Raw genomic sequence first — 19,845 nt, 5'->3', positions numbered from 1 at the left:
GGACATGACCTCAGCTGCCAGGTCGCCTCCCGGCCTGAAGAATCCGCCACGAGGTCTGATAAAGCCTTCGGGCAAACCCGATCTGCACGGCGATGTAGCGTTCCGTAACCCCGAGTTCAGCGGCGAGCGCCGCCAAAGCCCTGGCACGCTCGGGCCCTCGCACGCCGGGACGAACGATGGCTACGGCGATTCGACGAAGCACTGGCGTGGGCAAGCAATCTGACGCATGGCTACAGACGTCCCCGATATTTCGGATATCTCGCGGCTCAACTCCCAGTGCCTTTTCAACAGTTCTTGCCGTTTGGCGCACCACCGTCGCCGCATGCCACCGGCGGCGGTCCTGTGTCGACGGCAGACCATACTGACGGGGCCCGGTGAGACTGTCCACGGCAAGTTCCCACACGCCTTCCGGCACGCTTGCCCGCGTCAGTTCGACAATTGTTCGCGCCCATTCCTGATCGATGAACTTCTCAGCACCCCGATCCACGCCGCCAATTCCCAGCATCGCCAGGGCTTCGAGCGACGCCGATCCTTCGGCTTCGCCCGGTTCCGTGAACAATGGGTACGTCTGATGGCTTAGCTCCCGCCGGATGTGTGCGGCGCACACGTTCGCGCATACGCCTTGGACCCAGGCGCCGAAAGGAATGCCCGGAAGCTGGCGATATTGTCCGCGGGTCACTCCGTCCCACACGGCAACCCGGATGTCCTGCATAACGTCGTCCACGTCGCAGGCCCGGCCGATCCGCGAGAGGTGCGAAACGACATATCGCCGCACACTGTCGACGGCGACCATGATCTGATCCACCGGGACCGCTGACGCAGTGGGTCCTGGTGGCCTGAGCAAGGAAACGTCAACGGCAATTGCATTTGATTCGTCATGTTGGGCCTGGTTCGCTCTGGCTTCGACTCGCATGGTCTTCACCGCTTCGACTAAACGCTTCTAATAAGTCCGGTGGCGGCACGCCCGACACCTCAAGAAATGGCCGCTAATCAAGGGCCGACCGCGAATGCACGAAAGCTATGCAAACTATTCTCAAGGATAATTAAAGTAGCGTCAAGACGACGGGTCTTACTTTTCTTCGAACTGTAGATAAGAATGGTTCCATGCCAAGGATTACCCAGCCTCACGACGACGCCTGGTCAGCCGACGTCGAGGCCGCCGTCGCGACTTTTGGCAACCGTTCACGGAATGAGATCCTCCGCTACCTTTCGGCGCACGGCCCCGCCTCCCGCGGGGACATCGCGGCATCAGTAAGCGCCGGAGAACCTAGCGTGGCCAAACATCTGCTCGCACTGGAGGAAACTGGCGCCATCGTAGTCGACGTGGAGCCGGGCCGTCGCCACGGCCGCTCGCCGCGCTATTCAGTCAACCCGGCACGGATCAAGGAGCTGCTGGCGGCTCATCTTGAATATCTTCTGGAGGGCTAGCCGCCGCCCGCTCCCCTCCAGGGTGCCGGCCAATATCCTTGTTGAGATATTCAGAGATGGCCTGCAAAGTCTCTGGTGATACATCGCCAAGGGTTCGTGCGGCAAAGGTCTTCACGCGGGCCGCGCGAAGGGACTTGACGAACTCAAGCTGCGAATCGATGCGCTCAGGCAGGGCAGCATCATCGCCAACCAGATAGGACGGGTCAACCTTGAAGATTTCGCAGAGGCCAGCGAGCAGCGCCGGATCGCTGACCAGGCGGCCAGTCCCCTCTTTCATGTAGAACCATCGCGCGCGCGACAGCTTTATGCCTCTGCCGGCGAGGTCCGCTTGAACTTCCCTAAACGTGACGGGTTTCCCGCGCTCGGCGACGACTACGTCGAGCAGGAGATTCAGTCGACGGGCAAGCTGGGCCTGAGGCGACAGCCCCTCACCATGCCCTGCCTCGTCAATCCGCATAACCGCCCCTCGATCAGCCACGTCAACAACGGCAGCCCCGCAAGCCGCCCCGGGCGACATCCTATGGCCCAGTATTCCGCGAGTCCTACCGCTCGGCAATCAGGGGCCCGGCGCCTTGGAAGATTCATGGGCAGAAACAAGCCCTTCCATCATGACCACGGGAGGGGTAACCTGCTGCTGTAGACCCGTCTACAGCAGCGCAGTCCTTTCATTCCTTAGGTTCCGGTCTCCATGTCGAACATCCTGATGAACCGAACGCGAAGCCAAATAGTCCGCTTCTTACTCAAGAACGGCCCATCAACGTGCAGTGAAATCGGAGCCGGGCTGCAGGCATCGCCGTCGACCATCCGCCGGCAGCTCAACTTCCTTGGAAACGCCGGTCTCGTCCAACGAGCCTCTAGCCAATTCACGGCTTCTCCCGAACAAGTGCAGCGCCAGACCGATGACTTTGCAGCGACTTTCCACCGCCCGGTCATGCAGCCGGATGGCCTTGCTCCAATGAACTAGGGCAGGACTCAGCGTCAAGTCCATGTCGCAGCAAAATCACGAAAGGACCGAAGTAGGCATGAAACTCGAATTCTTCGAACCGGCCGAGGCCGCCTCGGTCCTCAAGTGCTCAGAAGCCTGGCTGCGCGACGGGGCCGCCAAGGGAGAGTTTCCGCATTCCGTCTGGGGCAAGGGAAAGATCGTCTTTACGTCTGTCCACTTGAAGGAGATTGCCCTGCTGCGTGAAGTCCGGTCAACGAGTTCAACCCCAGCCTCCGTCCGAATGATCGGCACCCGGGCCCAGGCGCGACAGAAATACTCATGATTTGAGCGACTGCCGCCGCTAACCACGCCACACGACGGCGGACCGTTCCACGGCGTCCGCGGCATCTTGAAGAGCTTGAGGCATCAAGTGGCCATACACTTCCTCCGTTGTACGGGTGGACGCGTGCCCCAGTCGCCTGGACACCGTGAACAAGGAAACTCCGTCCTGGATCAGCCAGGATGCGTGGGTGTGGCGCAAATCGTGAATCCGGGGAGACTTCGTCAGCCCACGAGCTTGGGCGGCCTTGACTGCTGGAACCCAATAGTGATGCCAATACAGCTTGTGAATGATCCGCTCACCCTTAGGGGTGGTAAACAAGAGATCCGAACCGGGCCTGCTGGCCACCAAGGGAATGAGAACCTCCACCAAATGAGGGTTCAGGGAAACCGTCCTCTTGCCGGCACCTGTCTTGGTAGCACCAATGTAGTACTCGGAATCAGTACCGCGCTTCCATGCCTTATTGATCCGAATTGTTGCGGGCTTGGACATCAGATCCACATCTGCGACGGTCACGGCAGTTGCCTCGCCAAAGCGCGTGCCGGTCATGACCAGGAACTCGGTGAAAGCCCTGTACCGGTCCCCCATCGACTCAAGGATCATTCCAAATTCGGCGTGCGTCAGGAACCGGGCTTCATCCTCTGCCTTCTCACCTGACGGGAGCTTTACGCCACGGCAAGGATTGTCCTTCCGGTAGCGGAGCATAACCGCTGTCTCCATGGCCGCAAAGATCAGGCCATGGTTGTTCTTGATGGTCTTCGGAGATCGACCCTTCTTCTGCATCGTCTTGATCCAGTAGGTCAGGTGACGGTAGTCGAGCTTGTCGACAGGTATGTGACCGATGACGTCAGCGATGTGCAGCTTCAACATCGTCTGGTACGTGTGGACAGTCCCGACGGACGGGCGGACCAGAAGGTCGATGTGTTCCTGGATCACCGCAGCAACCGTGGGCTTCTTGGTCTGGTTCTTGACCATCGCATGCTGTGCGATTTCGAAGGACTGATTGTTCGCGTCTAGGAGGCGTTTCAGCGTCTGGGCTTCGGCTGACGTGGCGAGGGTGATCCCCTCTTGCTTCTTCGTTTCGGGGTTACGCCAGCGGACCGTGAACGACGTGGATCCGTCCGATTTTTTCCGTTCCCAAATGCTGGCCATGCCTAAAATTCTAGGCTTCGTGTGCACAAAAAACGAGATTTTGTGCACACTCCGGGGGTCAAAACCCCGCTGACCTGCGGAAACACTGTGCCCGAGGTGGGACTCGAACCCACACACCTTTCGATACCGCATTTTGAGTGCGGCGCGTCTGCCAATTCCGCCACTCGGGCGCGGATTACACGGAAGTAACAATCTTAGGCCCACAGCAGAGTTGTGAGCAACGCGATCGCTTCCAGTGCGCGAAATTACTCTACATGCAGATAGGCTGAATTCCAGAATCGCGCCAGCGCAGCCGCAACGAAACCAAGCAGTTCCAAGTACCTCGGCGGGCACAACTAAGATGGACTAGTTCCCGCCGTACCTTTCAAGGAGTTCCCGTGTCAGAACAGACGGAGTCAAACCCCAACAGCCAGCCGGCGCGCCGCGTTATTGTCGCCGAGGACGAGACCCTTATCCGCCTGGACATCATCGAAATCCTCCGGGGCGAGGGCTATGACGTCATCGGCGAAGCGGACAACGGCGAGAAGGCCGTGCAGCTCGCCGAGGAACTCAAGCCCGACCTCGTCCTGATGGACGTCAAGATGCCGGTCATGGACGGCATCTCAGCCGCCGAGAAAATCGTGAAGGCCCGCATTGCCCCGGTAGTGCTCCTCACTGCCTTCAGCCAGAAGGAACTCGTGGAGCGCGCCCGTGACGCCGGCGCCATGGCCTACGTGGTCAAGCCCTTCACCCCCGCGGACCTGATCCCGGCCCTGGAGATCGCACTCTCCCGCCATGAGGAGATCAAGGCCCTCGAAAACGAGGTCTCCGACCTCCAGGAGCAGTTCGCCACCCGCAAGCTCGTAGAACGCGCCAAGAGCCTGCTCACCACCAAGATGGGCCTCACCGAGCCCGAGGCCTTCCGCTGGATCCAGAAGACCTCGATGGACCGTCGCCTCAGCATGCGCGAGGTCGCCGAAACCATCATCAACCAGGTCAACTAACCGCTTCTGATTGAGCTTGTCGATTTCGACAAGCTCAATCACCGGGAGACAAAGACAAAAAAGGGAGGATCCCCGCCAACCGGCGGGGATCCTCCCTTTTGTTCTGCGTGCGACTCCCGCCGCACGCAGGGGAAGCCTAGGCCTTCTTCTTCTTTTCCGGCCAGGGTCCGAGCTTTTCCTTGTTGCTGGATGCTTCGCCCGCGAAAGTGGAGTCGGCGAGGTCGCCCACCTTGTGCACCTTCAGCGAGTTGGTCGAACCGGCCTTCCCGGGAGGGGAACCGGCAGCGATGACCACCAGGTCACCGTCCTCCACCAGGTTCAGTTCCAGCAGGCTGCGGTCAACCTGGGCCGTCATTTCGTCGGTGTGGTCCACCATGGGAACCAGGACCGGCTGGATGCCCCAGGTCAGCGCAAGCTGGTTCCACACGTGCTCCACCGGAGTGAACGCGAAGACCGGCTTGACCGGACGCAGGCGGGACAGGCGGCGTGCGGAGTCGCCGGACTGGGTGAAAGCACAGATGTACTTTGCGTCCAGCTGGTCGGCGATTTCGACGGCGGCACGGGTGATGGCGCCGCCACGGGTCTTGGGCTTGGTGCCCAGCGGGGGGACGCGCTCGAGGCCGTGGACCTCGGTGGATTCGATGATCCGGGCCATGACCTTGACGGTTTCGATCGGGTACTTGCCCACGCTCGTCTCGCCGGAGAGCATGACTGCATCGGCGCCGTCGAGCACTGCGTTGGCGCAGTCCGAAGCCTCTGCACGGGTGGGGCGCGGGTTGTCGATCATGGACTCGAGCACCTGGGTGGCCACGATGACCGGCTTGGCCCAGCGGCGGGCCAGTTCAATGGCGCGCTTCTGGACGATCGGCACCTCTTCGAGCGGGAGCTCCACGCCGAGGTCGCCACGGGCCACCATGATGGCGTCGAACGCGTCGATGATCTCGTGCAGCTGGTCAACAGCCTGCGGCTTCTCGATCTTGGCGATGACCGGAACGCGGCGTCCCTCTTCGTCCATGATTTCGTGGACGCGCTTGATGTCCGAGGCGTCACGGACGAAGGACAGGGCTACCATGTCCACACCGCGGCGCATGGCCCAGCGCAGATCGTCCTCGTCCTTCTCGCTCAGGGCGGGAACGTTGACGGCAACACCGGGAAGGTTGATGCCCTTGTTATTGGACACGAAGCCGCCGACGGTCACCTGGGCGACCACCTTGACGTCGTCGACCTCGATGGCCCGCAGGGCCACCTTGCCGTCGTCGATCAGCAGCGCGTCACCGACGTTGACGTCGTCGGTCAGGCTCTTGAGAGTGGTGGAGCAAATTTCCTTGGTGCCGGGAACGTCTTCGGTGGTGATGGTGAAGATGTCGCCAACGGCCAGTTCGTGCGGACCGTCAACAAATCGGCCCAGACGGATCTTGGGGCCCTGGAGGTCGGCCATGATGGCAACGGGTTTGCCGAGCTGCTTCGATGCCTTGCGGACGTTCTCATACGTCACGTCGTGCACCGAGTAGTCGCCGTGGCTCATGTTCATGCGGGCAACATCCACGCCGGCTTCAACAACTGCGAGGGTGTTCTCGAAGCTGGAAATAGCCGGTCCGAACGTTGCCACGATTTTTGCGCGTCTCATATACCTACCCTATTGGTGTGTTTCTGGATTGGAGTTATACCGCAGGTGAACTTCCGTGGTCCCCCGATTGTGACTGCAGAGTTGTGACTAGAGAACGGCGATCGCCCGGTCGGTTGGGGCAACCGGGGCAGGCAGGATCGTGGTTCCCATCAGGAACTTGTCTACCGCTGCCGCGCAGGCGCGGCCTTCGGCGATGGCCCACACAATGAGCGACTGGCCGCGGCCGGCGTCGCCGGCAACGAACACACCCTCGGTGTTGGTCATGTAGTAGCCGTCACGGGCCACGTTGCCGCGGCCGTCGAATTCGGCGTGGACCTGCTCGGTAATGCCGGCAGGCTCCGCACCGGTGAAGCCCAGGGACAGGAACACCAGGTCCGCGGGAATGATCCGCTCGGTGCCGGCCTTGGGGAGGCGCTTGCCGTCCACAAACTCGGTCTCGGCAACCTTGACGCCGGTGAGCTTGCCATTTTCGCCAACGAACTCCACGGTGGAGGCGAGGTACGTACGCTCGCCGCCCTCTTCATGCGCACTCGCAACCTCAAAGAGGGTGGGGAACGTGGGCCAGGGCTGGTTCGGCATACGCTCCACGGACGGCTGCTTACCGATCGCCAGCGTAGTCACCGAAGCGGCACCGTGGCGGTGGGCGGTACCAAGGCAGTCGGCACCGGTGTCGCCGCCGCCGAGGATCACCACGTGCTTGCCCTTGGCGTGGATCTGGTTTTCCACCTGCTCCCCCGCCACCACGCGGTTGGCCGGAACAAGGTAATCCATGGCGTAGTGCACGCCCTCAAGCTCGCGGCCCGGGATGGGCAGGTTACGCGGCACGGTGGCGCCGGTGGCAACCACCACGGCGTCGTACCGGCGGCGAAGCTGCTCCCAGGTCACGTCAGTACCGACGGCGACTCCGGTCCGGAAGCGGGTGCCTTCGGCCTTCATCTGCTCCAGTCTGCGGTCGACCTGTTCCTTCTCCATCTTGAAGTCGGGGATGCCGTAGCGCAGGAGGCCGCCGATTTTGTCGTCGCGCTCGTACACGGCAACGGTGTGGCCCACACGGGTCAGCTGCTGCGCGACGGCGAGTCCGGCGGGGCCGGAACCGACGACGGCGACCGTCTTGCCCGTCAGGCGGGTCGGCGGCAGCGGGTTGACCCAGCCGTTGTCAAAGGCTTCATCGATGATGGAGACCTCGACCTGCTTGATGGTCACCGCGGGCTGGTTGATGCCCAGCACGCAGGACGCTTCGCAGGGAGCCGGGCACAGGCGGCCGGTGAATTCGGGGAAGTTGTTGGTGGCGTGCAGCCGCTCAATCGCTTCCTCGCCCTTATCCCGCCATACGAGGTCGTTCCACTCGGGAATCAGGTTGCCCAGCGGGCAGCCCTGGTGGCAGAACGGCACGCCGCAGTCCATGCAGCGGCCGGCCTGGCTTTTCAGGACACCCTTTTCCTGGGCCTCGTAAACTTCCTTCCAGTCCATGATGCGGACGGGAACGGGACGGCGCGGCTGGGTTTCACGCTGACGTACTTTCAGAAATCCGCGTGGATCAGCCACCGGTCACCTCCAGGATTCGAGACCATACTTCTTCGCCATCGGGGTCCAGGCCCTCTTCGATCGCGTCGAGACGTGTCTGCAATACGGCCGCGTAGTCGCGCGGCAGGACTTTGGTAATGCGGGCTGCGGTGTCGTCGAAGTTTTCCAGCAACCGCTGCGCGTGCAGGGATTCGGTTTCCTCGACGTGCTTGACCAGCAGGCCGTGGACAATGTCGCGGTCCTCGGCGTCCAGTTCGCGCAGCTGCAGTTCGCCGGACTCCAGCGCCTGCTTGTTCACCCGGGTGGTCCGCAGGTCCAGCACGTAGGCCGTTCCGCCGGACATGCCCGCACCGAAGTTGCGGCCCGTACGTCCGATGATGAGCGTCTGGCCGCCGGTCATGTACTCGCAGCCGTGGTCGCCGATGCCTTCGACAACCGCGGTGGCGCCGGAGTTACGGACCAGGAAGCGTTCGCCCACCTGGCCGCGCAGGAACATCTCGCCGCTGGTGGCACCGTAACCGATCACGTTGCCGGCGATCACGTTGCTCTCGGCCTGGAACACGTTGGTGCGGTCCGGCCGGACGATGATGCGGCCGCCGGAAAGGCCCTTGCCCACGTAGTCGTTCGAGTCGCCAAACATGCGCAGGGTGATGCCGGCAGGCAGGAAGGCACCCAGCGACTGGCCTGCGGTGCCGGTCAGCGTGATGTCGATCGTATCCGTCGCCAGGACGTCCGTGCTGAACGTCTTGGTGACGACGTGGCCCAGCATGGTGCCCACGGAGCGGTCCGTGTTGATGACGTCCACGGCGATCTTCACCGGGCTGCGGTCGGTCAGCGCCTCAGCGGCCATGGTGATGAGCCGCTGGTCGAAGTGCTTGTCCAGCTCGTGGTTCTGGCCGGTCAGGTTGCGCAGCGGGGCGTCGTCGTCGAACTCGAGTCCGTGCAGGATCGGGTCCAGGTCCAGCCCTTCGGCCTTCCAGTGGTTGATCGCCTCACGGGTGTCCAGCATTTCGGCGTGGCCGATGGCCTCTTCGATGCTGCGGAACCCGAGCTCCGAGAGGATTTCGCGGACTTCTTCGGCCAGGAACTCGAAGAAGTTCACCACGAACTCCGGCTTGCCGCTGAAGCGGGCGCGCAGTTCAGGGTTCTGCGTCGCAACGCCCACGGGGCAGGTGTCCAGGTGGCAGACGCGCATCATGATGCAGCCCTCCACCACCAGCGGTGCCGTGGCGAAGCCGAATTCCTCGCCGCCAAGCAGCGCGGCGATCACGACGTCGCGGCCGGTCTTCAGCTGACCGTCCACCTGCACCACCACGCGGTCGCGCAGGCCGTTGAGCATCAGGGTCTGCTGGGTCTCTGCGAGACCCAGTTCCCACGGAACACCGGCGTGCTTGAGCGAGTTCAGCGGCGAGGCGCCGGTACCGCCGTCGTGACCGGAAACCAGTACGACGTCGGCCTTCGCCTTGGTGACACCGGCGGCAACTGTGCCGATGCCCACCTCGGAAACGAGCTTGACGTGCACCCGCGCCGAAGGATTGGCGCGCTTCGCGTCATAGATCAGCTGGGCGAGGTCTTCGATCGAGTAGATGTCGTGGTGCGGGGGCGGGGAAATGAGTCCGACGCCGGGGGTCGAGTGGCGCGTCCGGGCAACCCAGGGGTACACCTTCTGCGCCATCAGCTGGCCGCCTTCGCCGGGCTTGGCACCCTGCGCCATCTTGATCTGGATGTCGTCGGCGTTGCTCAGGTACAGGCTCGTGACGCCGAAGCGGCCCGAGGCGATCTGCTTGACGGCCGAGCGGCGCTCGGGGTCCAGCAGGCGGTCCACGTCCTCGCCGCCTTCACCGGTGTTGGACTTGCCACCGAGCCGGTTCATGGCAATCGCCAGGGTCTCGTGGGCTTCCTTGGAGATGGACCCGTAGCTCATCGCACCGGTGGAGAAGCGCTTGACGATGCTGGAGACGGGCTCCACTTCCTCGAGCGGCACCACGGGACGGGCACCGTTCTTGAACTTCAGCAGGCCGCGGAGGGTCATGAGGTTCTCGGACTGGTCGTCCACGCCGCGGGTGTACTGCTTGAAGATGTCATAGCGGCGTTCACGCGTGGCGTGCTGCAGCCGGAAGACCGTCTCCGGGTTGAACAGGTGCGGTTCGCCGTCGCGGCGCCACTGGTACTCGCCGCCGCCGAGCAGCGGACGGTGCGGCTGCTCGATGCCGCCTTCCGGGTAGGCCATCTGGTGCCGGGCGGACACTTCAGCCGCGATGACGTCGAGTCCGACGCCGCCGAGCTGGGAGTGGGTTCCGGCAAAGAATTCGTCCACCAGTTCCTGGCCGAGGCCAAGGGCTTCGAACGTCTGCGCACCGGTGTAGGAGGCAACCGTGGAGATGCCCATCTTGGACATGATCTTCAGGACGCCCTTGCCGAGGCCCTTGATCAGGTTGTAGACACCGTCCTGCGGAGTGACGCCAACAACGTCGCCGGTGCTGATGAGCTGTTCCACGGATTCCATGGCCAAGTACGGGTTCACGGCGGAGGCGCCGTAGCCGATCAGGACTGCCACGTGGTGCGTCTCGCGGACGTCGCCGGCCTCGACCACCAGGGCAGTCTTGGTCCGGTTGGCGCTGCGCAGCAGGTGGTGGTGCACGGCGCTGACCAGCAGCAGCGACGGAATCGGTGCCCACTGGGCGTTCGAGTCGCGGTCCGAGAGCACCACGTACTGCACGCCGCGGTTGATGGCACCGGAAACCTGCTCGCAGATCTCCGTCAGGCGGGCACGCAGCGCGTTTTCGCCGCCTTCGGGGCGGTACAGGCCGCGGACCTTCATGGCGATCCTGTCGCCGTCCGGGCTTTCGATATTGGCGATCTTGGCGAGCTGGTCGTTGTTGATCACCGGGAACGGCAGTGAAACCTGCGGCTGCCGGACCTGCTTGGTGTCCAGCAGGTTGCCGTTCGGGCCGATGGCGCACATCAGCGACGTAACCAGTTCTTCGCGGATGGCGTCCAGCGGCGGGTTGGTCACCTGCGCGAAGGACTGCACGAAGTAGTCGAAGAGGAGCCGCGGACGCTTGGACAGCACGGCCACCGGAGTGTCGGAACCCATGGCGCCCAGTGGCTCGGCACCGGTGCGGGCCATCGGGCCCAGCAGGATCTTCAGTTCCTCGGTGGTGTAGCCGAAGGTCCGCTGGCGGATGTTCACGGACGCGGCCGTGTGCACCACGTGCTCGCGTTCCGGCAGCTCGTCCAGGTCGATCAGGTTGTCCTTGACCCACTCCGCCCACGGGTTGGCGGCGGCGACTTCGGCCTTGACCTCTTCGTCGTCGATGATCCGGCCGGCCTCAGTGTCCACCAGGAACATCTTGCCCGGGGAAACCCGGCCCTTTTTGACCACCTTGGAAGGTTCGACGTCGATGACGCCCACCTCGGAGGCGAACACCACCAGTCCGTCTTCGGTGATCCAGTAGCGGCCGGGGCGCAGGCCGTTGCGGTCCAGCGTTGCACCCACCAGGCTGCCGTCGGTGAACGAGACAGCGGCGGGGCCGTCCCACGGTTCCATCAGCAGGGAGTGGTACTCGTAGAACGCCTTGCGGGCAGGATCCATCGTGGCGTGGTTTTCCCAGGCCTCGGGGATCATCATCATGATCGAGTGCGTGATGGGGCGCCCGGAGAGCCAGAGCAGCTCGGCCACTTCATCGAACGACGCCGAATCGGAGGCGCCCGGGGTGCAGATGGGGTACAGCTCCTCGGGGGAATCCCCCAAAAGCGGGTTGGCCAGCTGGGACTGGCGCGCACGCATCCAGTTCCGGTTGCCCTTGACGGTGTTGATTTCACCGTTGTGGGCGATGGTGCGGAACGGCTGGGCCAGCGGCCAGGAGGGGAACGTGTTGGTGGAGAAGCGCGAGTGGACGATCGCGAGCTTGGTCTTGAAGCGCTTGTCCGAGAGGTCCGGGTAGAACGGCTCCAGCTGCGCGGTGGTCAGCATGCCCTTGTAGACGATGGTCCGGGAGGACAGCGACGGGAAGTACACACCGAACTTGTTCTGGGCACGCTTGCGGATGCGCCAGGCACGGGAGTCCAGTTCGTTGCGCTCCAGCACTTCCCCGGTGCTGGAGGCAAAGAACGGCTGGGAGAAGTACGGCATGCAGGCCCGGGCCATGGCACCGACAAGGTCGGCCACGATCGGGACCTCGCGCCAGCCCAGGACGGTGAGGCCTTCATCGGCCGCGAGGCCTTCGATGCCTGCCTTGGCGGCGTCGGCTTCACGCTGCTCGGCCGGCAGGAATGCCGTACCTGCGACGTATTGCCCGGGTGCCGGAAGCTCGAACTCGGTGACGGCGCGGAAGAACTCGTCCGGGATCTGCATGAGCAGCCCGGCGCCGTCGCCCGTTCCTTCGTCGGCGCCCACGGCACCGCGGTGCTCGAGGTTGCGCAACGCAGTCAGGGCGGCATCGACGATGTCGTAGCCCGGCTCACCGCGGAGTGTGGCGATGATGGCCAGGCCGCAGGCGTCCTTCTCCTGCTCCGGGTTGTAGAGACCGCTGGCCTCCGGCAGCGCCGCGAACCGTTTGAACGGCGACATGGCGGCGGCCGGCTGGTCCGGCTCGGACCAACTGGGGCTGTGAAGAGTTTGGGTCATGGGAGACGTCCTTCCTCCTGATCGTGCGTATGGAAGGGACAACGTTGGCCCCACTCGCGGTGCCTGTGTGATGGGCACAACAAAGTGTTACTTACTGGAAATTGTAGGTCAGCCCGGCCTGCTGAACTAACAGTTACGCAGGCCCTGACCTGGGCTTGACCCGGCAGCAGCTCTGTGCTGACGGGAAGGGGCCCTGGTGCCACGACGCTGTGGGAACGGGCGGTGCGGGCGGTAGCCCTGCTGCCCGGTTTGCCGGCCCTGACTACTTGGTGCGGTCAGTGTCCGGCGCGGATCCGGAGTCCTGGTGAACGGAGTTTTCAGCTGCCTGCCCGCCCTTTGCGGACGTGGTGCCGACAGCTGGTTCCTTCACCGCTTCAGTTGGGGCGGAAGTGTGCCCCGGACCGCTTTGGTTATCAGGGAGATTACCACGGGACTCACTATCTGAGACACTCTTGTCCGCATGCCGGATGGTTTTGCCGTCCGCCGGAACAGCCGCCAACTCGCCGTCCTTGTCAGGAGTGTCACCGTCCTTGTCGGCTGGAACGTGCCCGTCCAGGTACGCGGTATCCGGCTCATCGCGCTTGCGGAGCCCCAGCACCACGAACAGGAGCAGTGCCACGAGGAACACGACGATGCTGGTCCACACGTTGAGGCGCGTGGTGATGCCGAACAGGCTGATCTGTTCTGCGTCGTCGATCCGCATGGCTTCGATCCAGACCCGGCCCAGCGTGTAGTACATGGCATAGAGCCAGAACAGCCGCCCGCGGCGGAAGTTGAACTTCCGGTCAAGGGCCAGCAGGATCACCACGCCCGCGATGTTCCAGAGGGACTCATAGAGGAACGTCGGGTGGAAGAGGGTGTCCGCCGGCATCCCCGCCGGGAAGTTGGCGTTGTCGGCATCGATCTGGAGGCCCCAGGGAAGCGTGGTGGGTGCACCGAACAGTTCCTGGTTGAAGTAGTTTCCCCAGCGCCCCACGGCCTGGGCAAGCAACAGCCCGGGGGCGGCGGCGTCCAGGAACGCAGTGAGCTTGACACCTGCCCGGCGGCAGCCGATCCACGCGCCCACGGCGCCGAGCAGGACAGCACCCCAGATCCCCAGGCCGCCGCGCTGGATCTGCGGGATCAGGGAAAGGTCACCGGTGCCGTCGAAGCCCGGGCCGAAGTAGGCGTCCGGGGAGGAGAACACGTGGTAGAGACGGCCGCCGATGATGCCGAACGGGATGGCCCAGATGGCGATGTCCCACAGGCTGCCCTCCGGAGTGCCGCGCTTGGTCCAGCGGACCGACGTCAGCCAGAGGCCAACAACGATTCCGGCCAGGATGCACAGCGCGTACGCATGGATGCGCAGCGACCCCCACGGCAGCGGGATGTCGAACCCGGACCAGTCCGGGCTCGGAATGCTGGCGGGGAGCATGGCCGCCGCGTGGAGGACAGTCTGCATTGTTTAGGCTTCTTCCCTGGTCAGGCCGGTGCTGAGGTCTTTGGTCAGGGCGGCGACTGCGTCCACGCCGCCGTCGCGGATGGCGGCGACGAGCGCCGTACCCACGATCACGCCGTCGGCGTAGGCCGCGATCTCGCGGACCTGGCCGGCGTTGGAGACGCCAAGGCCTACACACACCCGCTCGGCCCCGGCAGCATGCGCGGCGGCCACGACGCCTTCCGCGGCATCGCTGACGGACGACCGGGCTCCGGTGACGCCCATGATGGACACGGCATACACGAAACCGCGGCTGGCATCCACCGTGCGCTTCATGCGCTCCGGCGACGACGACGGTGCCACGAGGAACACCCGGTCCAGGCCGTACTTGTCCGAGGCGGCCATCCACTCGGAGGCTTCGTCGGGAATCAGGTCAGGGGTGATCAGCCCTGCTCCCCCGGCTTCGGCCAGCCGGCGGGAGAATTCGTCCACGCCCATCCGGACCACCGGGTTCCAGTAGGTCATCACCAGGACGGCGGCATCGGTCTTGCTGGTGATGCCGCGGACCACGTCAAAGACCTCGCGGACGTGGAAGCCCTTGGCGAGGGCCTCGGTGGTGGCAGCCTGGATGACCTGACCGTCCATGACGGGGTCGGAGTACGGGATCCCGATCTCGATCAGGTCGGCCCCGTTCTCGGCCAGCGCGATGCCGGCGGCGATGGTCTGCTCCACGCTGGGGTAGCCGGCGGGAAGGTAGCCGATGAGGGCGGCCCGCCCTTCAGCGCGTGCCTTGTCAATGGCTGCTGCTGACTTGCTGGTGCTGGTGATGTCCTGAACGCCGGTCACAGCTGTTCCCCTTCTTTGCCGATCTCGGCCTCTACGGAATCCTTGTCCAGCAGGTCAAACCATTCAGCGGCCGTGGCCACGTCCTTGTCGCCTCGGCCGGAGAGGTTCACGATGACAATTTTGCTGTCCGCGGCCTTCCCCTCGGCTGCAGCTTCGGCGGCGAGGCGCTGGCCCACCTTGATGGCGCCGGCCAGGGCGTGCGCGGATTCGATCGCGGGGATGATGCCTTCGGTCCGGCACAGAACCCGGAAGGCATCCATGGCTTCGGCGTCCGTAATGGGCTCGTAGCTGACGCGGCCGATGTCCGCCAGGTAGGCGTGCTCCGGTCCGACGCCCGGGTAATCGAGGCCTGCCGAGATGGAGTGCGACTCGATGGTCTGCCCGTCGTCGTCCTGCATCAGGTAGGAGCGCGCGCCGTGGAGCACACCGGGCTTGCCCAGGGTGATGGTGGCCGCGTGGCGTCCGGTGTCCACGCCGTCGCCGCCGGCCTCGAAGCCGTAGATCCTGACGGAAGGATCATCCAGGAAGCCGTGGAAGATGCCGATCGCGTTGGAGCCGCCGCCGATGCAGGCGCAGACCGCGTCCGGAAGACGTCCGGCCTGTTCCAGGATCTGGGCGCGAGCTTCCTCGCCGATGACCTCGTGGAAGTACCGCACCATCGCGGGGAACGGGTGGGCTCCGGCGGCAGTGCCGAGCAGGTAGTGGGTGTGGTCAACGTTGGCCACCCAGTCGCGGAGTGCCTCGTTGATGGCGTCCTTGAGGGTCTGCGAGCCGCTGGTCACCGGAATGACCGTGGCGCCCAGCAGCTCCATGCGCGCAACGTTCAACGCCTGGCGCCGGCAGTCCTCGGCGCCCATGTAAACCACGCACTCGAGTCCCAGCAAAGCAGCTGCCGTGGCACTGGCCACGCCGTGCTGGCCGGCGCCGGTCTCGGCGATCACGCGGGTCTTGCCCATGCGCTTGGCCAGCAGGGCCTGGCCCAGCACGTTGTTGATCTTGTGCGAACCGGTGTGGTTGAGGTCCTCGCGCTTGAGGAACACGCGCACTCCCCCGGCGTGCTCGGCGAAGCGTTTGGCCTCGGTGAGCAGGGACGGACGGCCGGAGTAGTTCTTGTTCAGGTCCTTGATCTGGGCGACGAAGTCCGGGTCGGCCTTGGCCTTCTCGAAGGTGTCTTCCAGCTCATCCAGGGCCGCGATGAGGGATTCGGGCATCCAGCGCCCGCCGTAGGAGCCGAAATACGGGCCCGGCGCGTGGCGCAGGGACCGGTCTCCTTGCAGAAATGCGTCCGCGGTGCCCTCATCAGAGCCGGTTGTTGGCGCGTCGACCATCGGTCTCACCATCCTGTTCCACTGTTCATAAAGAAATTTCGGGTGGCGCACGGCTTTAGCAGGCTGCCGCCGGGCGCCCCGGTCATCAGACCCGTGCTGCGATGGCTTCCGCCCCTGCAGCGGTAAATTCGGCGATCCGCTCACGAGGTGTCGCGTCGCTGACGAGCGCTTCGCCCACCAGCACGGCATTGGCGCCGCTCGCGGCGTAATGCCTGACGTCGTCCACGCCGCGGACTCCGGACTCGGCAACAATGACCGCTTCCGGAGGGATGCCGCCGGCGAGGGAGGCAAAGACGGAACGGTCGACGTCGAGCGTCTTAAGGTTGCGGACGTTGACGCCGATGATCCGGGCGTCCGCCGCGACGGCGCGCTCGATCTCCTCCGCGGTGTGCGTCTCGACCAGCGCGTTCATGCCCAGTTCGCGGGTGAGCTGGCTGAAGTCGCGCAGCTCGGCGTCGCTCAGCGAAGCAACGATCAGCAGGACCAGGTCCGCACCGTGCGCACGCGCTTCCCAGATCTGGTATTCGTCAACCGTGAAGTCCTTGCGCAGCAGCGGAACATCCACGGCTTTCCGGACGGCGTCAAGGTCGGCGAGCGACCCGCTGAACCGGCGCTGTTCGGTGAGCACGCTGATGACGGAAGCTCCGCCGTCGGCGTACTGGACCGCGAGGTCCGCAGGATCGGCGATGCTCGCCAGATCGCCCTTGGACGGGCTGCGCCGCTTGATTTCCGCGATGACCTTCAGCTGGCTCCGTGGCGAGGAATCCCCGCCGAGGGCAGCCCACGCATCACGCGCGGGAGCCGCCGCTGCGGCGCGGTCCTTCAGTTCGGCGAGGGACACCAGGCGCCGGCGGGCCTCCATGTCCTCACGCGCACCGGCATTGATGTCGTCGAGAACAGTCACTGCTAGTGGCCGGAGTTCTTCAGCTTGCTGCCGTCCACGCCGTAACCGGCCTTCCGCATGATCCAGCCGAGCAGCAGGCCGATGACCATGACAGCTGCGCCGGCAATGAAGATGGGGGTGCTGGCAATGACAAAGGCGATGGCCGCGATGAGCGCGCCCACCAGCATAACGATCACGCACGTCCATGCCGCCGGGCTGTTGCCGTGGCCGAGGTCTGCGCTGTGGTCGACGCCGGTGTAGACGCTTTCGGCAGCAGCGGCTTTGGATGCGGAAACAGTGGCTTTGCTCATGGAAATCTCCTCAGGATGAATACTGCTTACATTCTGCCATTTTTTGGCGGCGCCTTGGACATCGGCGGCTGGGACGGCGGTGGGCCGCCTACGTGGGATCGTCGCCCCGGGACAGCCTGTCCCAGCTGTCGATCTCGTCCGCGGAACCTTCCGCGGTACCGGCGGTGCCAGCCGCTGCGGTGTCATATTTCGTCCGCGACTTCCAGTGGCGTCCGGCTGGAATGATGAGCAGGGCTCCCAGCCCCAGCAGGACACCGGCGGCGACGGCGAGTGCGGGGAACGCCGAGGCGCTCACCTGGACGCTGCTCCCGGTGATGCCGGTGGCGGCTGCGATGGACCCCTGGGCAGCTGCGAGGGGGTCTGCCATCACCGTGACAGCGGCGGTCACGATGCCAACGGACGCGAGGAGGATGATCGCGGTAATGATCCAGCGCGCAATCCGGCCCGCGATCGAGGCGGCAAGGCCCCCCGCCAATGCCACGAGTGCCAATGCGGTGACGGTGGTGGCTGCTTTGCTGCCCTGCACCTGGAGGCCGTCCTGGCTGTTGACGGCCTGGCCCAGCTGGGCAGGGTCGAGATGGACGGTCAGCCACGTCTGGGTGGTGGTGCCGAAGACCGCCAGTGCCATTGCGGCAATGATCAGCACCAGCGTGGACTTCCGCGCCCACACCGGAGCGCCTGGCCGCTTGGTTGCCGGCCGGCCGGTCTTGCCCGCCGTGACGCCGTCTTCGGTGATGCCGTCTTCCATGACACCCATCAGCTGCCCGCCGCGGCGGGACCCGCGGCGCGGCCGGAAGCATCGGGGCCGGAAGCGTCCGCCGGGTCCGGCACGGAGTCGGCCGTGATGTTGTGCAGGGACCCGGCCGTATGGACGGCGCGCAGCGGTGCGGCAGCCTTATTTACCGTCTCCAAGGCTTCGGTCGGGTTGACCGAGTCGGCAACGATTCCGCCGCCGGCCTGGACGTAGGCCCGGCCTTCACGGAGCAGGGCCGAACGGATGGCGATGGCCATGTCCATGTCTCCGGCGAAGTCGAGGTAGCCCACTACGCCGCCGTAGATGCCGCGCCGGTGCGGTTCCAGCTCGTCCAGGAGCCGAAGCGCACGCGGCTTGGGGGCTCCGGAGAGCGTCCCGGCGGGGAACGTTGCTTTCAGCACGTCGTACGCCTTGGCGGCGGGGGCGAGCTTGCCCACGACGGTGGAGACCAGGTGCATGATGTGGCTGAAGCGCTCCACCTCCATGAACTGCGTGACGTCCACCGTGCCGGCGACGCAGACCTTGGAGAGGTCGTTGCGGGAGAGGTCCACCAGCATGAGGTGTTCGGCGCGTTCCTTCTGGTCGGCCAGGAGCTCCTCGGCGAAGGCCTTATCCGCTTCCACGGTCTTGCCCCGGGGACGCGAGCCGGCAATGGGGTGGGTGATGACTTCCTCGCCCGTGACCGTCACGAGGGCTTCCGGGGAGGAGCCCACAATGGAATACTGCCGGCCGGCGGCGTCCTCGAGGCTGAAGATGTACATGTACGGGCTGGGATTGGTGTTCCGAAGCACCCGGTAGACATCCAGCGGGTCGGCGCCGCACTCCATCTCGAAGCGGCGGGAAATGACCACCTGGAACACTTCGCCGTCGACGATTGCTTCCTTGCCGCGGTCCAGGGCGGCGAGGTAGTCGGGCTCGTTCCAACGTTCCTGGACGCTGGAGGCAAAGTCCAGTGCCGCGGGTTCCAGCACGGAAATCGGCTGTTCCACAGGCGTGCTGACCTTGGCAAGGAGTGCCTTGACCCGGGCCACGGCGTCGTGCCATGCCTCGTCCACACGCTCCGAGCTGTTGTCGAAGTTGATGGCGTTGGCGATGAGCAGTACGGTGCCGTCCATGTTGTCGTGCACTGCCATGTCGGTGACCAGGTTCAGGGCCAGTTCCGGCAGTTCCAGGTCGTCTTCGGGCGGGCTGGTGAGTTTCTCCCAGTGCCGCACGGTTTCCCAGCCGAGGAAACCGACCAGGCCCGAGGTGAAGGGCGGCAGGCCGTCGAAGCGCTCGGTACGCAGGGCTTCGACGGTATCCCTGATGGCATCCACCGGGTTCCCGTCCACGGGAACCCCGGCGGGCGGCTCGCCCAGCCAGTGCGCCTGTCCGTCCTTGGTGGTCAGGGTGGCGCGTGACTTGGCGCCGATGAAGGAATAGCGCGACCACGAACCGCCGACGGCAGCGGACTCCATCAGGAACGTGCCGGGCTGGCCGTTCGCCAGCTTGCGGTAGAGCCCGATGGGCGTCTCGGCGTCGGCCAGTACCTTCAGCCGGACCGGGATGACACGGCTGTGGCTGGCGAGCTCCCGGAATTCCTCGAGGCCCGGGCTGATGATTCCAAGGTCCTGCATGGCTATGGTGTTCCGCCTGTTCTTAAGTGGTGCCTGAATCGTGTGGTGAGGTGTCCGGCGCCGGCGCCGGCGCCCTGCCTT

Annotated in this window: 17 protein-coding genes and 1 tRNA gene; 4 read left to right on the top strand and 14 right to left on the bottom strand. The window is 64.6% G+C overall.

What is annotated here, in order from left to right; translation table 11 throughout:
• Window positions 1-10 precede the first annotated feature (10 nt).
• Complete coding sequence (locus AC07YR_RS04590) at window positions 11-793, bottom strand: RNA polymerase sigma factor (RefSeq protein WP_494733188.1); 783 nt, start codon at window positions 791-793, stop codon at window positions 11-13.
• 311 nt (window positions 794-1,104) lie between these two features.
• On the opposite strand from AC07YR_RS04590, the gene AC07YR_RS04585 reads away from it, so the two are divergent.
• The gene (locus tag AC07YR_RS04585) at window positions 1,105-1,428 is read left to right on the top strand and encodes an ArsR/SmtB family transcription factor (protein ID WP_494733187.1); all 324 of its coding nucleotides are present in this window, start codon (window positions 1,105-1,107) and stop codon (window positions 1,426-1,428) included.
• On the opposite strand, the gene AC07YR_RS04580 is transcribed toward AC07YR_RS04585, so the two are convergent.
• On the bottom strand, window positions 1,382-1,885 hold the full coding sequence (locus AC07YR_RS04580; protein WP_494733186.1) for a hypothetical protein: 504 nt from the start codon (window positions 1,883-1,885) through the stop codon (window positions 1,382-1,384). The two genes, AC07YR_RS04585 and AC07YR_RS04580, sit on opposite strands and share 47 nt — an antisense overlap.
• A 231-nt stretch (window positions 1,886-2,116) precedes the next feature.
• Here AC07YR_RS04580 and AC07YR_RS04575 point away from each other — a divergent pair, with 231 nt between their 5' ends.
• Window positions 2,117-2,392, top strand: coding sequence for a winged helix-turn-helix domain-containing protein (locus tag AC07YR_RS04575; RefSeq protein WP_494733185.1), 276 nt, complete (start codon window positions 2,117-2,119; stop codon window positions 2,390-2,392).
• A gap of 58 nt (window positions 2,393-2,450) precedes the next feature.
• Entirely contained in the window at window positions 2,451-2,696 is a 246-nt protein-coding gene (locus tag AC07YR_RS04570) for a hypothetical protein (protein ID WP_494733184.1), read from the top strand.
• An 18-nt stretch (window positions 2,697-2,714) separates the two neighbouring features.
• On the opposite strand, the gene AC07YR_RS04565 is transcribed toward AC07YR_RS04570, so the two are convergent.
• The gene (locus AC07YR_RS04565; protein ID WP_347895117.1) at window positions 2,715-3,845 is read right to left on the bottom strand and encodes a tyrosine-type recombinase/integrase; all 1,131 of its coding nucleotides are present in this window, start codon (window positions 3,843-3,845) and stop codon (window positions 2,715-2,717) included.
• Between the two features lie 88 nt (window positions 3,846-3,933).
• A tRNA-Leu gene (locus tag AC07YR_RS04560) sits at window positions 3,934-4,015 on the bottom strand.
• Between the two features lie 207 nt (window positions 4,016-4,222).
• Here AC07YR_RS04560 and AC07YR_RS04555 point away from each other — a divergent pair.
• Complete coding sequence (locus AC07YR_RS04555; RefSeq protein WP_028270772.1) at window positions 4,223-4,828, top strand: ANTAR domain-containing response regulator; 606 nt, start codon at window positions 4,223-4,225, stop codon at window positions 4,826-4,828.
• Window positions 4,829-4,964: 136 nt separating this feature from the next.
• Here AC07YR_RS04555 and pyk read toward each other — a convergent pair whose 3' ends face one another.
• From pyk to AC07YR_RS04505, 10 genes are all read right to left on the bottom strand, one after another.
• Window positions 4,965-6,455: a pyruvate kinase gene (gene pyk / locus AC07YR_RS04550; protein ID WP_055802306.1), complete on the bottom strand. Its 1,491-nt coding sequence runs from the start codon at window positions 6,453-6,455 to the stop codon at window positions 4,965-4,967.
• 87 nt (window positions 6,456-6,542) lie between these two features.
• Complete coding sequence (locus AC07YR_RS04545; RefSeq protein WP_028270774.1) at window positions 6,543-8,000, bottom strand: glutamate synthase subunit beta; 1,458 nt, start codon at window positions 7,998-8,000, stop codon at window positions 6,543-6,545.
• The gene (gene gltB, locus AC07YR_RS04540) at window positions 7,993-12,609 is read right to left on the bottom strand and encodes a glutamate synthase large subunit (protein WP_055802304.1); all 4,617 of its coding nucleotides are present in this window, start codon (window positions 12,607-12,609) and stop codon (window positions 7,993-7,995) included. The genes AC07YR_RS04545 and gltB overlap by 8 nt, the downstream gene beginning before the upstream one ends.
• 262 nt (window positions 12,610-12,871) lie before the next feature.
• Complete coding sequence (gene lgt / locus AC07YR_RS04535; protein ID WP_494733183.1) at window positions 12,872-14,050, bottom strand: prolipoprotein diacylglyceryl transferase; 1,179 nt, start codon at window positions 14,048-14,050, stop codon at window positions 12,872-12,874.
• A gap of 3 nt (window positions 14,051-14,053) precedes the next feature.
• On the bottom strand, window positions 14,054-14,872 hold the full coding sequence (trpA, locus tag AC07YR_RS04530; protein ID WP_055802299.1) for a tryptophan synthase subunit alpha: 819 nt from the start codon (window positions 14,870-14,872) through the stop codon (window positions 14,054-14,056).
• Window positions 14,869-16,200, bottom strand: a complete 1,332-nt coding sequence (gene trpB / locus AC07YR_RS04525; RefSeq protein WP_055802298.1) for a tryptophan synthase subunit beta — start codon at window positions 16,198-16,200, stop codon at window positions 14,869-14,871. The genes trpA and trpB overlap by 4 nt, the downstream gene beginning before the upstream one ends.
• 85 nt (window positions 16,201-16,285) lie before the next feature.
• Window positions 16,286-17,104 carry an indole-3-glycerol phosphate synthase TrpC gene (trpC, locus tag AC07YR_RS04520; protein WP_436057347.1) on the bottom strand — a complete coding sequence of 273 codons (819 nt, stop codon included), beginning with the start codon at window positions 17,102-17,104 and terminating at the stop codon, window positions 16,286-16,288.
• 2 nt (window positions 17,105-17,106) lie between these two features.
• The gene (locus tag AC07YR_RS04515; RefSeq protein ID WP_055802295.1) at window positions 17,107-17,394 is read right to left on the bottom strand and encodes an HGxxPAAW family protein; all 288 of its coding nucleotides are present in this window, start codon (window positions 17,392-17,394) and stop codon (window positions 17,107-17,109) included.
• Window positions 17,395-17,482: 88 nt separating this feature from the next.
• The gene (locus AC07YR_RS04510; protein ID WP_494733182.1) at window positions 17,483-18,151 is read right to left on the bottom strand and encodes a Trp biosynthesis-associated membrane protein; all 669 of its coding nucleotides are present in this window, start codon (window positions 18,149-18,151) and stop codon (window positions 17,483-17,485) included.
• Window positions 18,151-19,764, bottom strand: coding sequence for an anthranilate synthase component I (locus AC07YR_RS04505; RefSeq protein ID WP_436057345.1), 1,614 nt, complete (start codon window positions 19,762-19,764; stop codon window positions 18,151-18,153). Before AC07YR_RS04505 ends, AC07YR_RS04510 begins: the two co-directional genes overlap by 1 nt.
• Window positions 19,765-19,845: the final 81 nt, after the last annotated feature.

It is taken from the genome of Arthrobacter sp. GW460-12-1-14-TSB2, assembly GCF_059423525.1.
The sequence above is the reverse complement of the archived record's forward strand: the minus strand, read 5'-3'. Positions and strand labels throughout refer to the sequence as shown.

Coding starts and splice junctions, on each gene's coding strand:
- AC07YR_RS04590 (WP_494733188.1), bottom strand. CDS start 793: ATGGTCGCCGTCGACAGTGTGCGGCGATATGTCGTTTCGCACCTCTCG.
- AC07YR_RS04585 (WP_494733187.1), top strand. CDS start 1,105: ATGCCAAGGATTACCCAGCCTCACGACGACGCCTGGTCAGCCGACGTC.
- AC07YR_RS04580 (WP_494733186.1), bottom strand. CDS start 1,885: ATGCGGATTGACGAGGCAGGGCATGGTGAGGGGCTGTCGCCTCAGGCC.
- AC07YR_RS04575 (WP_494733185.1), top strand. CDS start 2,117: ATGTCGAACATCCTGATGAACCGAACGCGAAGCCAAATAGTCCGCTTC.
- AC07YR_RS04570 (WP_494733184.1), top strand. CDS start 2,451: ATGAAACTCGAATTCTTCGAACCGGCCGAGGCCGCCTCGGTCCTCAAG.
- AC07YR_RS04565 (WP_347895117.1), bottom strand. CDS start 3,845: ATGGCCAGCATTTGGGAACGGAAAAAATCGGACGGATCCACGTCGTTC.
- pyk (WP_055802306.1), bottom strand. CDS start 6,455: ATGAGACGCGCAAAAATCGTGGCAACGTTCGGACCGGCTATTTCCAGC.
- gltB (WP_055802304.1), bottom strand. CDS start 12,609: ATGACCCAAACTCTTCACAGCCCCAGTTGGTCCGAGCCGGACCAGCCG.
- lgt (WP_494733183.1), bottom strand. CDS start 14,050: ATGCAGACTGTCCTCCACGCGGCGGCCATGCTCCCCGCCAGCATTCCG.
- trpB (WP_055802298.1), bottom strand. CDS start 16,200: ATGGTCGACGCGCCAACAACCGGCTCTGATGAGGGCACCGCGGACGCA.
- AC07YR_RS04515 (WP_055802295.1), bottom strand. CDS start 17,394: ATGAGCAAAGCCACTGTTTCCGCATCCAAAGCCGCTGCTGCCGAAAGC.
- AC07YR_RS04510 (WP_494733182.1), bottom strand. CDS start 18,151: ATGGGTGTCATGGAAGACGGCATCACCGAAGACGGCGTCACGGCGGGC.
- AC07YR_RS04505 (WP_436057345.1), bottom strand. CDS start 19,764: ATGCAGGACCTTGGAATCATCAGCCCGGGCCTCGAGGAATTCCGGGAG.